General features: G+C 50.9%; 13 protein-coding genes. All 13 read left to right on the forward strand.

All coding sequences use genetic code 11. The features are described 5' to 3' along the window. Window positions 1-6 precede the first annotated feature (6 nt). Window positions 7-1,506: an NAD(P)H-hydrate dehydratase gene (locus DXV75_RS10080; RefSeq protein WP_115593278.1), complete on the forward strand. Its 1,500-nt coding sequence runs from the start codon at window positions 7-9 to the stop codon at window positions 1,504-1,506. Between the two features lie 40 nt (window positions 1,507-1,546). Beyond that, the gene (gene tsaE, locus DXV75_RS10085; RefSeq protein WP_115593279.1) at window positions 1,547-2,029 is read left to right on the forward strand and encodes a tRNA (adenosine(37)-N6)-threonylcarbamoyltransferase complex ATPase subunit type 1 TsaE; all 483 of its coding nucleotides are present in this window, start codon (window positions 1,547-1,549) and stop codon (window positions 2,027-2,029) included. Between the two features lie 45 nt (window positions 2,030-2,074). Next, window positions 2,075-3,394, forward strand: coding sequence for an N-acetylmuramoyl-L-alanine amidase (locus tag DXV75_RS10090; RefSeq protein ID WP_115593280.1), 1,320 nt, complete (start codon window positions 2,075-2,077; stop codon window positions 3,392-3,394). A gap of 30 nt (window positions 3,395-3,424) precedes the next feature. After that, window positions 3,425-5,197: a DNA mismatch repair endonuclease MutL gene (mutL, locus tag DXV75_RS10095; protein WP_115593281.1), complete on the forward strand. Its 1,773-nt coding sequence runs from the start codon at window positions 3,425-3,427 to the stop codon at window positions 5,195-5,197. A gap of 41 nt (window positions 5,198-5,238) precedes the next feature. Beyond that, the gene (miaA, locus tag DXV75_RS10100) at window positions 5,239-6,132 is read left to right on the forward strand and encodes a tRNA (adenosine(37)-N6)-dimethylallyltransferase MiaA (protein WP_115593345.1); all 894 of its coding nucleotides are present in this window, start codon (window positions 5,239-5,241) and stop codon (window positions 6,130-6,132) included. A 107-nt stretch (window positions 6,133-6,239) separates the two neighbouring features. Then, window positions 6,240-6,494: an RNA chaperone Hfq gene (hfq, locus tag DXV75_RS10105; RefSeq protein WP_115593282.1), complete on the forward strand. Its 255-nt coding sequence runs from the start codon at window positions 6,240-6,242 to the stop codon at window positions 6,492-6,494. A gap of 17 nt (window positions 6,495-6,511) precedes the next feature. Further along, complete coding sequence (gene hflX / locus DXV75_RS10110) at window positions 6,512-7,801, forward strand: ribosome rescue GTPase HflX (protein WP_115593283.1); 1,290 nt, start codon at window positions 6,512-6,514, stop codon at window positions 7,799-7,801. Between the two features lie 83 nt (window positions 7,802-7,884). Then, window positions 7,885-9,024, forward strand: a complete 1,140-nt coding sequence (hflK, locus tag DXV75_RS10115; protein ID WP_115593284.1) for an FtsH protease activity modulator HflK — start codon at window positions 7,885-7,887, stop codon at window positions 9,022-9,024. 3 nt (window positions 9,025-9,027) lie between these two features. Next, window positions 9,028-9,918, forward strand: a complete 891-nt coding sequence (gene hflC / locus DXV75_RS10120) for a protease modulator HflC (RefSeq protein ID WP_115593285.1) — start codon at window positions 9,028-9,030, stop codon at window positions 9,916-9,918. A gap of 471 nt (window positions 9,919-10,389) precedes the next feature. Beyond that, complete coding sequence (locus tag DXV75_RS10125) at window positions 10,390-11,991, forward strand: AbgT family transporter (protein ID WP_115593286.1); 1,602 nt, start codon at window positions 10,390-10,392, stop codon at window positions 11,989-11,991. A 181-nt stretch (window positions 11,992-12,172) separates the two neighbouring features. Further along, on the forward strand, window positions 12,173-13,252 hold the full coding sequence (gene hemH, locus DXV75_RS10130) for a ferrochelatase (RefSeq protein ID WP_115593287.1): 1,080 nt from the start codon (window positions 12,173-12,175) through the stop codon (window positions 13,250-13,252). Next, window positions 13,249-13,680, forward strand: a complete 432-nt coding sequence (locus DXV75_RS10135; protein WP_115593288.1) for a DUF4112 domain-containing protein — start codon at window positions 13,249-13,251, stop codon at window positions 13,678-13,680. Before hemH ends, DXV75_RS10135 begins: the two co-directional genes overlap by 4 nt. Before the next feature lie 123 nt (window positions 13,681-13,803). Beyond that, a complete protein-coding gene (locus DXV75_RS10140) occupies window positions 13,804-15,447 on the forward strand; it encodes an acetolactate synthase large subunit (protein ID WP_115593289.1) in 1,644 nt (547 codons plus the stop codon). The last annotated feature ends 4 nt before the right edge of the window (window positions 15,448-15,451 follow it).

The raw sequence follows: 15,451 nt of genomic DNA on the forward strand, positions 1-15,451 counted from the left end.
GCGCTTATGCTGAAAACTCAAATCACCACAAGCTTACCATACAAACTCTACCGCGCCGATCAGGTTCGAGAAAATGAAGCCCCTGCGGCCAGCCAGCACGATTGTGGCATGTTCACCCTGATGCAACGCGCAGGCCAGGCGGTGTTTCATCAGTGCCAGTTACTGTTGCCTAATTCCGATGTTTATCTGATCCTCGTGGGTCAGGGGAATAACGCCGGTGACGGTTACATTACGGCATTGCAGGCAAAATCTGCCGGCAAGCAGGTGTTTGTTTGCGCAGTGCAGCCGGAACGTGACTTGCTGGGCGATGCCGGGCGTGCCCAGCAACTTTGGATCAATGCAGGAGGCAAAGTTGAAGCTTTCAGCACAGAAATATTGAATCGGGCTGATTTGGTGGTCGATGCCCTGCTTGGAACCGGCATCAACAGTTATATACGCAACGAATTTGCGTCTGTAATAGACGCTGTGAACGCCAGTAACGTTCCTGTTGTCAGTGTGGATGTTCCCTCTGGCCTCGATGCCAATACCGGCCAGTCAATGGGGCGGTGTATTGAAGCGGATGTCACGGTGACGTTTGTCGGCATTAAACCCGGTCTCACCACCGGAGCGGGCAAGCAGTCCTGCGGCACACTGGTGTTTGATGACTTGGGAATTGGAAAAGCATTCATGAACCTGGCCCGACCCTGCGGCACATTGCTGGACATCAGTCAGTTTAAGGGGCTTGGGCCAAGAGAAGTACACAGTCATAAAGGCACCTATGGCCGGTTACTGTGTGTTGGCGGAAACCGTGGCACCGCAGGCGCAATCCGGCTGGCCGGTGAGGCCGCATTGCGCAGTGGCGCGGGTATGGTCAAAATATATGCGCACGAATTATCTTTAATCCAGGTGAGTGCAGGTCGGCCCGAACTGATGGTGACCAACTCCGGCCTTGAGGACGCGCTGAAATGGGCGACTTGTGTGGTGATAGGCCCTGGACTGGGACAGGACGAGTGGGCGGAAGAGGCATTCTCTACCACGCTTAAGCATTGCCAGGCTCATTCCAAACCGGTGGTTATCGATGCTGACGCGTTAAACCTGCTCAATAAACAGTCGGTAGCCTACACGATATCTGATTGCATATTGACCCCTCATGCCGGAGAAGCGTCCAGGCTGCTTGGCGTTACCGTTGATGATGTGGAGGCGGAACGATTTAATTATGCCAGGCAATGTGCACAAAGATACCATGCAACCTGTATTCTGAAAGGTGCCGGAACCATCATAGACAACGAAACCCATACATGGGTTTGTCGCCATGGTAACCCCGGCATGGCGACGGCCGGCAGCGGTGACGTGCTTAGTGGTATTTTAGGAGCATTGCTGGCACAGGGCCTGAGTATTGATATGGCTGCCAAATATGGAGTAACCCTGCACGGCAAGGCAGGTGACAATATTGCAGAGAAATTTGGTCAGCGTGGTATGATCGCCAGCGATTTATTCGATGCTGTAAGAGCGTTGATAAATCAGTGAGCAGGCGTTTAGCCATCGTGTTTTGAGAATCAGGTTGACTATGTCTTTGTTGCAAAAACAGTTTGAGGCAGCCAGCACCGAGGATACCCGGGCTCTGGCTGAAGCGCTTGGCGCCGCAGTACAGAAGATGCTGCCGACATCGCTGGTGTTTTTTCTGGAAGGGGACCTTGGGGCCGGAAAAACCACTTTCAGCCGCTACTTTATTCAGTCCCTAGGCCATGCGGGGAGTGTGAAAAGTCCTACCTACACACTGGTTGAACCGTATGAGTTGGGCCACATTTCGGTGTACCATTTTGACTTGTACCGATTGTCTGATCCTGAGGAGTTGGAATTCATGGGAGTGAGGGATTACTTTCGGGAAAACGCCCTGTGTCTGGTGGAATGGCCGCAAAAGGGCTTTGAAAACTTGGAATCTGCCGATTTAGTGATTAGTATAAGTTCAATAGGTGAAGGACGTCATTTTGAGCTGCAGGCCCGTAGCACGCAAGGTGAGCGTTTACTGGAGCTATGCAAGCAGGTGTAACTTTACCCTCTCAGCCTGCAACACCCAAACAATGAAAGGCGAAGTATGCTGCGCTTAATTCCATTCATAATGTCTCTGTGGTTACTGGCAGGCTATGCGCTGGCCAGTCAGAACACCATTGAAGGTCTGCGTATCTGGCCCTCTCCAAACAATACCCGGGTGGTACTGGACCTCGCACAGGCACCAGAATTCAGCTATTTCACACTGACCAATCCCTATCGCTTGGTGATCGACCTTGCTGCTACCGATGACAGCCGGGATTTGAGTTCGGTGGAAACTGCCGGGGATTTGATTCGTACCGTGCGTTATTCCACTCCAAAGAACTCAAATTCCGCGCGGGTTGTCATTGATTTGGCCCGCAATGCTAAACCCAATTTGTTTGCCATGACGCCTACGGCGCCCTATGGACACCGGCTGGTTATTGATTTGGCGGATTCACAATCCAGTGCATCGCCGGTGGTTATTGACAGTGCCAGTAACAACCGCGATCGCGATATTATTATCGCTATTGACGCCGGCCATGGTGGGGAGGACCCAGGTTCAATTGGACCGGCTGGTACCTACGAAAAACACATCACGCTGAGTATTGCCAAAAAACTGGAATCCATGATCAATGGGGAACGGGGAATGCGTGCGGTGATGACCCGTACCGGTGATTATTACATTTCACCGAACAAGCGTCCGGAACTGGCCCGGCAGAAGAAAGCGGACTTACTGGTTTCGCTGCATGCCGACGCGTTTACCCAGCCAGAACCCCGAGGTGCGTCTGTATGGGTACTGTCAATGCGACGGGCTGACAACGAATTGGGGCGCTGGATGGAACGTTCAGAACGTCATTCCGAATTGCTGGGCGGAGCCGCAGAAGTGATCACCGATAAAGCCAGTGAGCGTTACCTGACAGAGACCATTCTCGGATTGTCTATGGATCACTCAATGGCGACCAGCTACGATTTGAGTAACAAAGTGATTCAGGAAATGAAAAAGGTCACCCGTATGCACAAGCGTACACCGCAGGCTGCCAGTCTGGCGGTGCTGACTTCGCCGGATATCCCTTCTATTCTTGTTGAAGTGGGATTCATTTCCAACCCTCAGGAAGAGAAAAACCTTAATTGGGCCGAATACCGCGATCGCCTGGCGAAATCGGTATTTGTTGCGACCAAGCGATATTTCCAGGACGTTCCTCCGGATGGCACTTTATGGGCATCACTCAAAGAGCGAAACCGTACTCACCGGGTTCGCAGTGGTGAATCACTGTCATTGCTGGCACAGCGGTATAATGTGAAGGTCAGCAGCATCAAGGAAGCCAACAACCTGAACAGCGATGTGGTAAGGATTGGACAGGTCCTGACCATCCCCAGTACCTGACGTCATCCCCGAAAAGAGCGGAATAATTCATTGCCAATACATTTATTGCCACCACAACTGGCGAATCAGATTGCTGCCGGAGAAGTGGTGGAAAGGCCGGCTTCGGTTGTAAAGGAACTGGTCGAGAACAGTCTGGATGCTGGGGCAACCCGCATTGAGCTGGACATTGAGCGAGGCGGACATAAGAGGATTCGTCTGAAGGACGACGGCTGCGGCATTGCAAAAGATGAACTGGAACTTGCCCTGAGCAGGCATGCAACCAGTAAAATCAGCAGTTTAAGTGATTTGGAACAGATCCTTTCGCTGGGATTTCGCGGAGAAGCGCTGGCCAGTATCAGTTCGGTAAGCCGTCTGACCCTGACTTCACGGCCCGAAAACCAGCAGCAGGCCTGGCAGGCATACTGTGAGGGGAGCCAGATGGCGGTGCGGGTGCAACCGGCAGCGCACCCGAAAGGTACCACAATCGATGTGGCGGATTTGTTTTACAATACCCCGGCACGTCGAAAATTTCTTCGAACTGAAAAAACCGAATTTCAGCATATTGAAGAAACCGTCAAGCGAATTGCGCTCAGCCATCCGTCTGCTGCATTTGTATTGCGGCACAATGGCAAAACGGTCAAGCGTTACCCTGGTGGAGAAAGCGGAAACCATGAGCCGCGAATTGCCAGTGTGCTGGGCAAAAAATTTATCCAGAATGCCATATACCTCGATTCAGAGTACGACGGCTTGCAGATTACCGCGTGGCTTGGAAACCAGGCCATGATTCGCAGCAGTACCGATCATCAGTTCAGTTTTGTAAATGGCAGAGGCATGCGGGATAAACTGATACTGCATGCTATCCGTCAGGCTTACGAGAGCGTTTGGGGGGTAGTGGAGCAACCGGCATTCGTGGTTTATCTGAAGGTTGATCCAAGAGATGTGGATGTGAATGTACATCCGGCAAAGAACGAAGTGCGATTTCAGCGTTCCAGGCTGGTACACGACTTTATTTGTAAAGCGGTATGTGAAGCGCTGGATTCCGAGCCACAACAGGCTGAATTGGGCTCATCTTCTGCTGTTGAAGCAGGCTCACAAAAAACCGCCGTGCATCACGGCTATATTCGCCCGCTGCAAAGTGTGGCGGTAACTGAAAGCGGGCAGCAATACTCCTTCGGGTCTGCCATTAAAAGCTCTGGCTGGCAGGGGGCGAGAACAGCCGTGGGGGCTGGCAGTAAGGTGTCCAGTGTCGAGCTGAATGCCCAGCAGAATGCCCACTACACCCGATTGATGACGCCGGGACTGGTTGATCCTGGCCACGCAGAGGGCTTACCCTCCTTCATCCACCTTGGTGAAAATTTTCGTATTTATCAGAAAAATAGCACTTACTGGTTATTGTCCATTCATCCGGTGCTTGCTCAAATGCTATTGGAGCAGATACGTCAGGCCAGCACACGTCAGCCTTTGCTGATGCCGGTTGCCATACCGGCAAATGGTGTTGAAGAAACTAATCTGGACTTATTGCGATCATCAGGGTTTGAGATTGACAAGGCGGCAGGAAAATTGCGGCTGCTGCAGGTGCCGGCAGGTTGTCGCCATTTTCCCTGGATAACAATGTTTCCAGCAATGCTGGAAAAGCCGGTGGCGGATTTTGAGGCGTTGGTCAACATCGCCGTTGAAGGAATGGATGAGTGGCCCCAGGATATCCAGGTTTTATCCTGGCAGTGGCTGGAGTCCTTGCCGGTCACAAAGCAATGGGAATGGATCCGGGAGTTTGGTAAAGTTCGTCAGGCAACAGAACTGCTCGATTGGTGGCAACAACAGTGACAACTGATGGCATAAATGCTGCAAAGCCAGTAATAGCCATAATGGGCCCAACGGCTTCGGGAAAGACCGGTCTGGCTCTGGAACTGGCCGAGCAAATACCCATTGAAGTGATTAGTGTGGATTCTGCACTGGTTTACAGGGGAATGGATATTGGAACAGCGAAGCCCACAGAGCAGGAGATGGGTTCGGTTCCTCACTGGCTTATCGATATTCTGGATCCGTCGCAAGCGTATTCGGTCGCAGAATTTCGGTCAGATGCACTGCGTTTGATCGGGCAAATACACCAGCGAAACCGGTTGCCAGTGCTGGTGGGTGGTACGATGATGTATTTTAATGCCTTGATAAATGGCATTTCGCCACTACCTAAGTCTGACCAGGTAATCCGGGATGCCATTAGCCATGAAGCTGAGCAGAGCGGATGGGCGGCATTACACCAGGAACTGACCAGGGTTGACCCGGTGAGTGCAAAGCGCATTCACCCCAATGACCCGCAACGATTGACCCGGGCGCTGGAAGTGTTCCGAAGCACCGGGCGCACGCTTACACAGTGGCAGGAAGATAAAGGCGAAGTGTGCCCTTTTGAGATTTCTCAGTTTGCTATCGCGCCAAGAGATCGACCGGTTCTGCATCAGCGTATTGAGCAAAGGTTCGATATTATGTTGAACAACGGCTTTATCGACGAAGTGCAGGCTTTGTATGGCCGCGGCGATTTGCACGACACCATGCCGTCCATTCGCTCGGTGGGGTATCGTCAGGCGTGGCAGTATTTGTCCGGAGAACTGGACTATGACGAAATGCGGGAGCGCGGTATTATTGCAACAAGGCAACTCGCGAAACGGCAAATGACATGGCTGCGAGGGTGGCCGGCTGTGACCTGGCTGGATACCTTGGCAAAAGATAATTTGACTAAAATTATGGCAAAAGTCACACTTTAAGCACTCGAGTGTGGTATACATTAGCGCGGTGGCAATGGGGTTAATCCGGATACTTGGATTGGAGTAATCTTTATTGTCATGGAAATAATAAAAACTAAGGAATTCAAATGGCAAAAGGGCAATCATTACAAGACCCATTTTTAAATGCGCTGCGCAAGGAGCGTGTACCTGTTTCCATTTACCTTGTTAATGGCATTAAATTACAAGGGCAGGTTGAATCCTTCGATCAGTTTGTGATTCTGCTCAAGAACACTGTTAGTCAGATGGTATATAAGCACGCCATCTCCACCGTTGTTCCATCTCGGGCGATCACTATGCCTGCTGCGACCCAAGGGGATGTTGAAAATACTAAAAGTGAATAATGTAAAAGGTAACCCGCTTGTTTGACCGTTACGAAGCCGGTGAACAGGCTGTTCTTGTTCATGTTAATTTTGCCGACGAAAATAATCGTGAGGATCTTGCCGAGCTGGAATTGCTGGTGAGTTCAGCCGGTGTGAATACGGTGGATGTTCTTACTACCTCACGCGGCGCCCCTCATGCAAAATATTTCGTCGGTTCTGGAAAAGCGGAAGAAATCGCCGCTGCAGTAAAGGCTCATGAGGCGAACGTGGTGATATTCAATCATGCGTTGTCGCCGTCCCAGGAGCGAAATCTGGAATCCATTTGTAAGTGCCGGGTGCTGGACAGAACCGGTCTAATCCTGGACATTTTTGCCCAGCGAGCCAGAACACACGAGGGTAAGCTTCAGGTTGAGCTGGCTCAGTTGCGCCACATTTCCACTCGTCTGATTCGGGGCTGGACACACCTTGAGAGACAGAAAGGCGGAATTGGTTTGCGTGGGCCCGGTGAAACCCAGCTGGAAACCGATAGGCGTTTGTTGCGGGGGCGAATCAAAACCATTTTGCGTCGTCTGGAAAAAGTTCAGAAACAGCGGGAACAGGGGCGCCGTTCGAGAAAACGGGCCGAGATCCCTACGGTCTCGTTGGTCGGTTACACCAATGCTGGCAAATCAACCTTATTCAATACCATTACCGATGCGCATGTGTACGCTGCTGATCAACTGTTTGCAACGTTGGATCCGACGCTCAGGAAGGTTGAACTGAAGGATGCCGGGCCAGCGATTCTCGCTGATACAGTAGGTTTTATCCGTCATCTTCCTCATGATCTTGTTGCCGCATTCAAGGCCACACTTCAGGAAACCCAGGAAGCGGATTTGTTGTTGCATGTTGTGGACGTTGCCGATGCTCAGTACCGCGAAACCATGGATGAAGTGAATGCTGTGCTGGATGAAATCGATGCCGGTGAAATTCAGCAGCTCATCGTTTGTAACAAAATTGATAAACTCGATGAAGTTGGCCCACGTATAGACCGGGACGAGCAGGGTATTCCTCAACGAGTCTGGCTGTCTGCCCGCACGGGCGAAGGGGTTGAGCTGTTAAGCCAGGCTCTGACTGAGTGCCTGGGGCAAAGTATGGTCAGCTATACATTGAAGATTCCACCTGCACAAAGTCGTTTGCGCGGTGTGTTATACGAACTAAACTGTATCGCCAGTGAGGCATACAATGCCGAAGGTGACTGGCTGGTAGACGTAAGGATGCCCAGTGCTGACTGGAATCGTCTTGAAAAGCGATTGGATGAAGGTCTTTCCGGATACGTGGTTCATCACTGAGCACCTGGCCTTAGTAACGGTTGGGCTGGTGGACAGTGATTAAGTTGATTGATTTATACTTATTTTAATTATGGAGTATCAGCATGGCTTGGAATGAGCCGGGTGGCAAAAATAACGACCCGTGGAAGAATCGTGGTGGTCGCGATCAAGGGCCCCCGGATTTGGACGATGTGTTCAAAAACCTGTTTGGCAAATTTGGCAAAATGGGCGGTGGAAAAAACAGTTCTGGCATGGGCAAGATGGGTATCGGCCTGTTAGCGGGGTTGCTGATCGCCATCTGGTTTGTCAGTGGATTTTATACCATTCGCGAAGCTGAGCGTGGAGTGGTGTTGCGCTTTGGCGAATACTACAAACAGGTAGAGCCGGGCTTGCGCTGGAAGCCTACTTTCATTGACCGGGTGATTCCGGTTGATGTGCAGTCCATTCGTGATCAGGCCTCGTCAGGCTCCATGCTGACAGAAGATGAGAACGTGGTTCGCGTTCAGATGGAGATGCAATACCGGGTCGTCGACCCCTACCGCTGGGAGTTTGCGGTGGTAAGCGCAGAAAAAAGTCTGAGCCAGGCTTTGGACAGTGCCATTCGTTATGTTGTTGGTCACTCGAAAATGGATGATGTGCTGACCGACGGCCGTGAAGTAACCCGTCAGCGCGTGTGGGAAGAGCTGCAGGCTATTATTGAACCCTACAATATGGGCGTTGCCATTGTTGATATGAACTTCCGTGATGCCCGCCCACCCGAAGAAGTGAAAGATGCGTTTGATGACGCCATTTCCGCTCAGGAAGACGAGCAGCGTTTTATTCGTGAAGCTGAGGCCTATGCCCGTGAGATTGAACCTCGTGCACGTGGCCAGGTGAATCGCATGAATGAAGAAGCGCAGGCCTATAAAGAGCGGGTGATTCTTGAGGCCCAGGGTGAGGTTGCCCGTTTTGAGGAATTGTTACCCCAATACGAAAACGCGCCGGAAGTGACCCGTGAACGCATTTACTTAGAGACCATGGAAGAGGTCTTCAGCCGCACCAGCAAGATCATGGTCGACAGTAAAAACGGCAACAGCATGATGTATTTGCCGCTAGACAAAATTATGGAGCGCCAGAATGCTCCGGCCCCCCGAGGCAGAACCAGTGTCCAGGACCTGCAAAATGCGCCTGGCAATGACAGCGTGCGCGACAGCAATAACTCAACCGGGTTACGCAATGACCGGTTTCGCGATGGGAGGAACTAACGGATGAAAAACTTATTGATTGCCGTTGTTGTGGTATTGGGAATTCTGGCATCCGGCTCCCTGTTCATTGTAAATGAAGGCGAGAAGGCCATTGTCATTCAGTTTGGTAAGGTACAGCGTGATGCTGAGACCGGAGATACCAACGTCTTTGAACCTGGATTGCATTTTAAGCTTCCTTTTATAGACTCGGTTAAGCATTTGGATTCCCGGGTTCAGACACTGGATGATGTGCCGGATCGATTTGTAACGTCGGAGAAAAAGGATCTTATTGTTGACTCCTACGTGAAATGGCGAATTGCCGATTTTGCGCGTTACTATCTGTCTACCGGTGCCAACAAATTGCAGGCAGAAGCACTGTTAAAACAAAAGGTGAATAATGGTCTGCGCTCTGAATTCGGTGCCAGGACTATTTCACAAATTGTTTCCGGAGAGCGCTCGGCGCTGATGAGTCAGGCGATGGAACAGGCCGCAACCTCAACAGATGAGCTTGGCATTGAAATTGTGGACGTGCGGGTAAAGCAGATTAACCTGCCTACCGAAGTGAGCAACTCCATATTCCAGCGTATGCGCGCCGAGCGCGCTGCGGTGGCGCGTGAGCATCGCTCTGAAGGTCAGGAGCAAGCCGAGGTTATTCGTGCTGATATTGATGCCAAGGTTACTGTAATGCTGGCTGATGCAGAACGAAATGCCCGTCAGGTTCGTGGTGAAGGTGACGCAATGGCTGCGCAAATCTATGCTGAAACCTATTCCAAAAATGCGGAATTTTACAGTTTTCTGCGCAGTATGGATGCCTACCGTGCAAGCTTTAACAGTAAGCAGGACATTTTGGTGATTGAGCCAGAGAGTGAATTTTTCCGGTTTATGAATGCCAAAAGCGGGAATGAAAAGCGCTAATAGCGTTTTTTCGAAAACCCGGTTTCTGAGAAAAAGGCCCTGACTGCGTCAGGGCCTTTTTATTTGATTTTAGCGGGGTTGGTCAGACGACTGCAGACGAGGTTAAAAGTTTTTACCCAATGGGTTTAAAACTCCGTTCTTAATCAAAATGCCACTCGTTCGCGGTAAAAATGTAAGTCGGTTTATGTACAAATGGCTCTGTAAGCCACTATTTTAAAGCTTCTTGAAGAGAAAATGTCAGTTTGCTTACGGCTCATAAATATCTGTTAGATAGTGCATTATTGGCCCTGTTCAGTTGTTTATACATATCAAAACAGCGCAAAATTGCAGCAGTTGCCTGCAAACTGTACATGATTACTGTATAATTCGCGCCAGACAAATCGAAGAGCCTGAACAACCAGCCTTACTGGTCGAGAAAAATAACATTAATAACACGGGCCGCAAGACAACAACAGACGACAGAGGTATCCATTGAGTTCTGAACAATCTCGTACCCAAACCCTGCCCTCAGAGCAGCAGTCAGGAGGCCTGTTTTCAAGGTTTCTGGCTACCGTTGAATGGCTGGGGAATTTGCTGCCCCATCCGATTACCCTTTTTGCCATGCTGTCAGTATTTATTGTGCTGGTCAGTGGTGTGCTGGGCTATTTTGACGTTGCAGTAGCAGACCCCCGTCCGGAAGGTGCCAGTGGCCGGGAAGCGGACGGTATGATTGAAGTTATCTCGTTGATGTCGGCAGAAGGCCTGCAGCGCATCGTTACCGGGCTTGTAACCAATTTCACCGGTTTTGCACCGCTTGGTACTGTGCTGGTTGCCTTGCTGGGGGTGAGTGTGGCGGAACACTCTGGGTTGCTGTCTGCAGCTATGCGTGCATTGGTGATGAACGCTTCTAAACGTGCGGTGACCTTTGCGATCGTTTTTGCCGGTATCATTTCCAATACTGCATCGGAATTGGGCTATGTGGTGCTGATTCCGCTGGCAGCGATGATCTTTCATTCACTCGGTCGTCACCCACTCGCCGGGCTGGCTGCAGCGTTTGCCGGGGTTTCAGCGGGCTACAGCGCTAATTTGCTGCTGGGGACTGTTGATCCTTTGCTTTCCGGTATTACCGAGGCTGCCGCCCATATGATCGATCCGGACTATTCGGTGGGTCCGGAAGTCAACTGGTACTTCATGTTTATCAGTACTTTCGTCATTGCCATTATGGGGGCGTTGGTTACCGAGAAGATCGTTGAGCCCCGTTTAGGTAAATTTGACGAAAAGGACGCTTCCGTTGCATTGGAAAAGCAATCAATGGAACCACCTACTGCGGTTGAAAAGCGTGCGCTTAAGTGGGCTGGAGTTGCTTTTGTCACCGTGTGTGCGGTGCTGGCTCTGACCATTGTGCCCGAAAATGGCATTTTGCGTCACCCTGAAACTGGTGACGTGGCTGGCTCACCCTTTTTGAAAGGCATTGTGGCGTTTATCTTTATCAGCTTTGCGGTACCTGGTTTTGTATATGGCAGAGTTGCCGGAACCATGAAGAACGATCGCGATATTATAGATGCGATGTCAAAGAGTATGGGAGCGATGGGGCTGTATATCACCCTGGTGTTCTTTGCTGCCCAGTTTGTTGCGTTTTTCAAATGGACCAATCTTGGAACTGTGCTGGCGGTTAAGGGCGCGGCTTTGCTACAGTCCGTAGGGCTGGATGGGCCTTCCGTGTTTGTTCTGTTTATCCTCATGTGTGGCATTGTTAACCTGTCACTTGGCAGTGCTTCTGCCCAGTGGGCTGTGACGGCTCCGATTTTTGTGCCTATGCTAATGTTGCTGGGCTATGCTCCGGAAGTCATCCAGGCAGCCTACCGTATCGGTGATTCAGTGACTAATGTTATATCTCCCATGATGAGTTATTTCGGCCTGATACTCGCCATGGCGGCGCGCTATCGCAAGGATGTAGGTATGGGAACGCTGATTGCGATGATGTTGCCTTATTCCATGGTGTTTATGCTCGGCTGGTCATTGCTGTTCTTTATCTGGGTGTTTGCTTTGGGGATGCCGGTAGGACCAGGTGCTGCGACTTTTTATCAGCCCTGAAAAACTAATATCTGAACTGAGCTAAAAGGCGGTTGATGAACCGCCTTTTTCATTTCCAAGCATATCTTAAAAGGTAAATATCTGCTCATTTAGCTATTTTTACGTTTCTGAGATCATTTGCTGTTTGGGATCAGTATAATAAGTTCAATCCTGATCCAGACACCGGCAGAGGCAAGTCATCCTGATGTATCGTAACAGTGAGCAATTTTCCCACCATCAAAGTGACAAAATTGGTGTACTGATCACCAATCTGGGTACGCCTGAAAGTCCCACAAAGCCGGCACTGCGGCGCTATCTTAAAGAATTCCTGTCTGATCCCAGAGTAGTGGAAGTGCCTCGGTTTATCTGGTGGTTCATTTTGAATCTTGTGATCCTGAATATTCGGCCAAAGCGCTCTGCACGCGCCTATTCAACAGTTTGGACCGAACAAGGCTCCCCGTTAATGACCATTACCCGACAACAAAGGGATGCCTTGCAGCAACGGCTCACAAAATTATACGGTGAGAATGTGCTGGTGGAGTTTGCAATGCGCTACGGTCAGCCCGCTATCAAGGACGTGGTCCATAGCATGCTAGGCAAAGGCGTTCGAAAGCTGCTGGTGTTGCCTTTGTATCCCCAGTACTGCGCCTCGACCACCGCGTCAACTTTCGATGCGCTGGCACAGGATTTCACTCAGCGCCGCTGGTTGCCAGAACTGCGTTTTGTCACCCAGTACCACGATAATCCCGACTACATCAGCGCATTGGCGAACAAAATTTCTGCTCACTGGCAGTCCCATGGTAAAGCACAGAAACTGATATTTTCATATCATGGTATTCCAAAGCGCTATCTGACCAACGGCGATCCATATCACTGTCAGTGCCTGAAAACCACCCGCCTGGTGGCAGAGCGGCTTGGATTGACACAAGATGAATACCTTACAACATTCCAGTCACGTTTTGGCCGTGAAGAGTGGCTGCAACCCTACACGGATGAAACTCTGAAAGGGCTGCCCGCAAAGGGTGCTAAATCGGTGCAGGTGATATGCCCGGGGTTCTCAGCAGATTGCCTGGAAACCATAGAAGAGATTGGTGAAGAAAACAGGGAAGTATTTTTGGCCGCGGGCGGTGAAAGCTATCAGTATATTGCGGCTCTCAACAGTGACGATGATCACATGGCCGCACTGACCCGCATCATTGAAACCAATCTTTATGGCTGGACCATAGGCGGAGACAATGAAGCCCGTTCGAAGCTGGCTCTTGCGGCGGGGGCAGAAAAATGAGTCTACAACAGCATCCGACAAAGGCCCCTGAAGCTTTGCTCAAAGCACAGAAAATGGCTAACCTGATGGATACCGCCGTAAAAATCCCGTTTGTTCCGGTGCGTATTGGTATAGACCCCATCGTTGGTCTGATCCCGGGAGGAGGCGATGTTCTGATGTTGCTGGTTGCACTCAGGATCATCTGGCTGGGTAAACAATTGGGTCTGCCAAAAAGACTTATTGCGAGAATGGTGCGTAATTCACTGATCGACTTCGGCCTGGGTTTTTTCCCCATCGTTGGCGATATTATTGATGTATTTTACAAAGCCAACCGAGCCAACGTACGCATTATGGAAAAGTGGTGGCTGGCTCAGAATAAACTGGCTCTGGATGGGCATACCCATGAACAACTCCGGCATTGGGAGCAGGTTACAGAGAACCGCGACTGATCAGGAATTGGAGGTTGGGCGGGTAACCTTTACGGGTGGTTGTTTGGGAGTCATGGCTAAAGCCTGAACCTGCATCCGGTGTGTAAACATTGTGGTGCACCAACTGTGAGGAGTGACCGCAGAATGAAAGCCTCCGACCTTTTCGTTAAAGCCCTGGAAGCCGAAGGCGTTAAATATATATTCGGAATTCCCGGGGAAGAAAACCTCGATCTTCTCGAGTCCATCCGAGAGTCCTCCATTCGCCTTATTATTACCCGCCATGAACAGGGTGCCGGATTTATGGCTGCAACCTACGGGCGCCTCACTGGTGCGGTAGGCGTTTGTTTATCCACTCTTGGGCCGGGAGCCACCAACCTGGTTACGCCAGCCGCCTATGCTCAACTCGGTGCAATGCCAATGCTGATGATCACAGGCCAGAAACCGATCAAGACCAGCAAGCAGGGGCGTTTCCAGGTTATTGATGTCATTGACATGATGCGCCCTATCACTAAGTCAACTGTACAGGTTGTAAGTGGTGACAGAATCCCCTCGGTGGTGCGGGAGGCTTTTCGTATTGCCCATGAAGAGCGTCCGGGCGCGGTGCATATCGAACTGCCAGAGGATATTGCCTCTGAGTCGACACAAATGCCGCTTTTGAAACCCAGCGTGACACGGCGGCCGATTGCCGAGTACAAGGCCATAAAGTGTGCCGTTGAGATGATTGAACAGGCTACGTCTCCTCTGTTGTTGATTGGTGCTGGGGCCAACCGGAAACTCACCGCAAAAATGCTGCGGGAGTTTGTCGACAAAACCGCCATACCCTTCGTGACCACCCAGATGGGCAAGGGAGTGCTGGACGAACGTGACCCGCTGTTTGCAGGCAATACTGCCCTGTCTGACGGGGATTTTGTTCACCGGGCAATACGGCGCGCCGATCTCATCATCAATGTCGGTCATGATGTGGTTGAGAAGCCCCCATTCTTTATGCATAACGACAACGGCCAGAAGGTGATCCACGTAAACTTTGGTTCCGCTGCAGTTGATCCGGTGTATTTCCCCCAACTGGAAGTGGTGGGGGATATTGCCAACAGCATTTGGCAAATCAATGAGCGTATCACTCCTCAGTCAGGCTGGAAGCTGGATTTTTACAAAGACGTTCACGACGCTTACGCGCAACACCGGGCATCGGCTGAATGTGATGAACGTTATCCGGTACTGCCGGAAAGAGTAGTTCGGGATATTCGTCAGGTTATGCCTGAGGATGGGATTGTGACACTCGACAATGGCGTATACAAAATCTGGTTCGCGCGAAATTATCTTGCCTACGGCCCCAACACGCTGCTGCTCGACAACGCACTGGCCACCATGGGGGCCGGTTTGCCTTCGGCGATTGCTGCGAAACTGGTGCACCCTGAAAAGGCGGTGCTCAGTGTGTGCGGAGATGGCGGTTTCATGATGAACAGCCAGGAATTGGAAACGGCGGTCAGGCTCAAGCTGGATTTGGTTGTGGTGGTGTTGCGTGATGATGCGTATGGCATGATCAAATGGAAGCAGGCCAACATGCATTTTACTGATTTTGGCCTCGACTATGGGAATCCGGATCTGGTCCTGTACGCACAAAGCTATGGCGCCCAGGGCTGGCGAATTGAAAATACCGGCCATTTAGCGCAGACACTGACAGACTGCCTGAGAGCAAAAGGGGTGCATGTGGTTGACTGCCCGGTAGACTACAGCCTGAATGATGAAACCCTGAACCATACCATTCGGCAATTAAGCGAAAAATTGTAAGGAG

The sequence above is a fragment of the Alteromonas aestuariivivens genome, assembly GCF_003367475.1.
In the GTDB taxonomy this organism is placed as follows: domain Bacteria; phylum Pseudomonadota; class Gammaproteobacteria; order Enterobacterales; family Alteromonadaceae; genus Alteromonas; species Alteromonas aestuariivivens.

Coding starts and splice junctions, on each gene's coding strand:
- DXV75_RS10135 (WP_115593288.1), top strand. CDS start 13,249: ATGAGTCTACAACAGCATCCGACAAAGGCCCCTGAAGCTTTGCTCAAA.
- hflK (WP_115593284.1), top strand. CDS start 7,885: ATGGCTTGGAATGAGCCGGGTGGCAAAAATAACGACCCGTGGAAGAAT.
- tsaE (WP_115593279.1), top strand. CDS start 1,547: ATGTCTTTGTTGCAAAAACAGTTTGAGGCAGCCAGCACCGAGGATACC.
- hflC (WP_115593285.1), top strand. CDS start 9,028: ATGAAAAACTTATTGATTGCCGTTGTTGTGGTATTGGGAATTCTGGCA.
- DXV75_RS10090 (WP_115593280.1), top strand. CDS start 2,075: ATGCTGCGCTTAATTCCATTCATAATGTCTCTGTGGTTACTGGCAGGC.
- DXV75_RS10080 (WP_115593278.1), top strand. CDS start 7: ATGCTGAAAACTCAAATCACCACAAGCTTACCATACAAACTCTACCGC.
- hfq (WP_115593282.1), top strand. CDS start 6,240: ATGGCAAAAGGGCAATCATTACAAGACCCATTTTTAAATGCGCTGCGC.
- miaA (WP_115593345.1), top strand. CDS start 5,239: ATGGGCCCAACGGCTTCGGGAAAGACCGGTCTGGCTCTGGAACTGGCC.
- DXV75_RS10140 (WP_115593289.1), top strand. CDS start 13,804: ATGAAAGCCTCCGACCTTTTCGTTAAAGCCCTGGAAGCCGAAGGCGTT.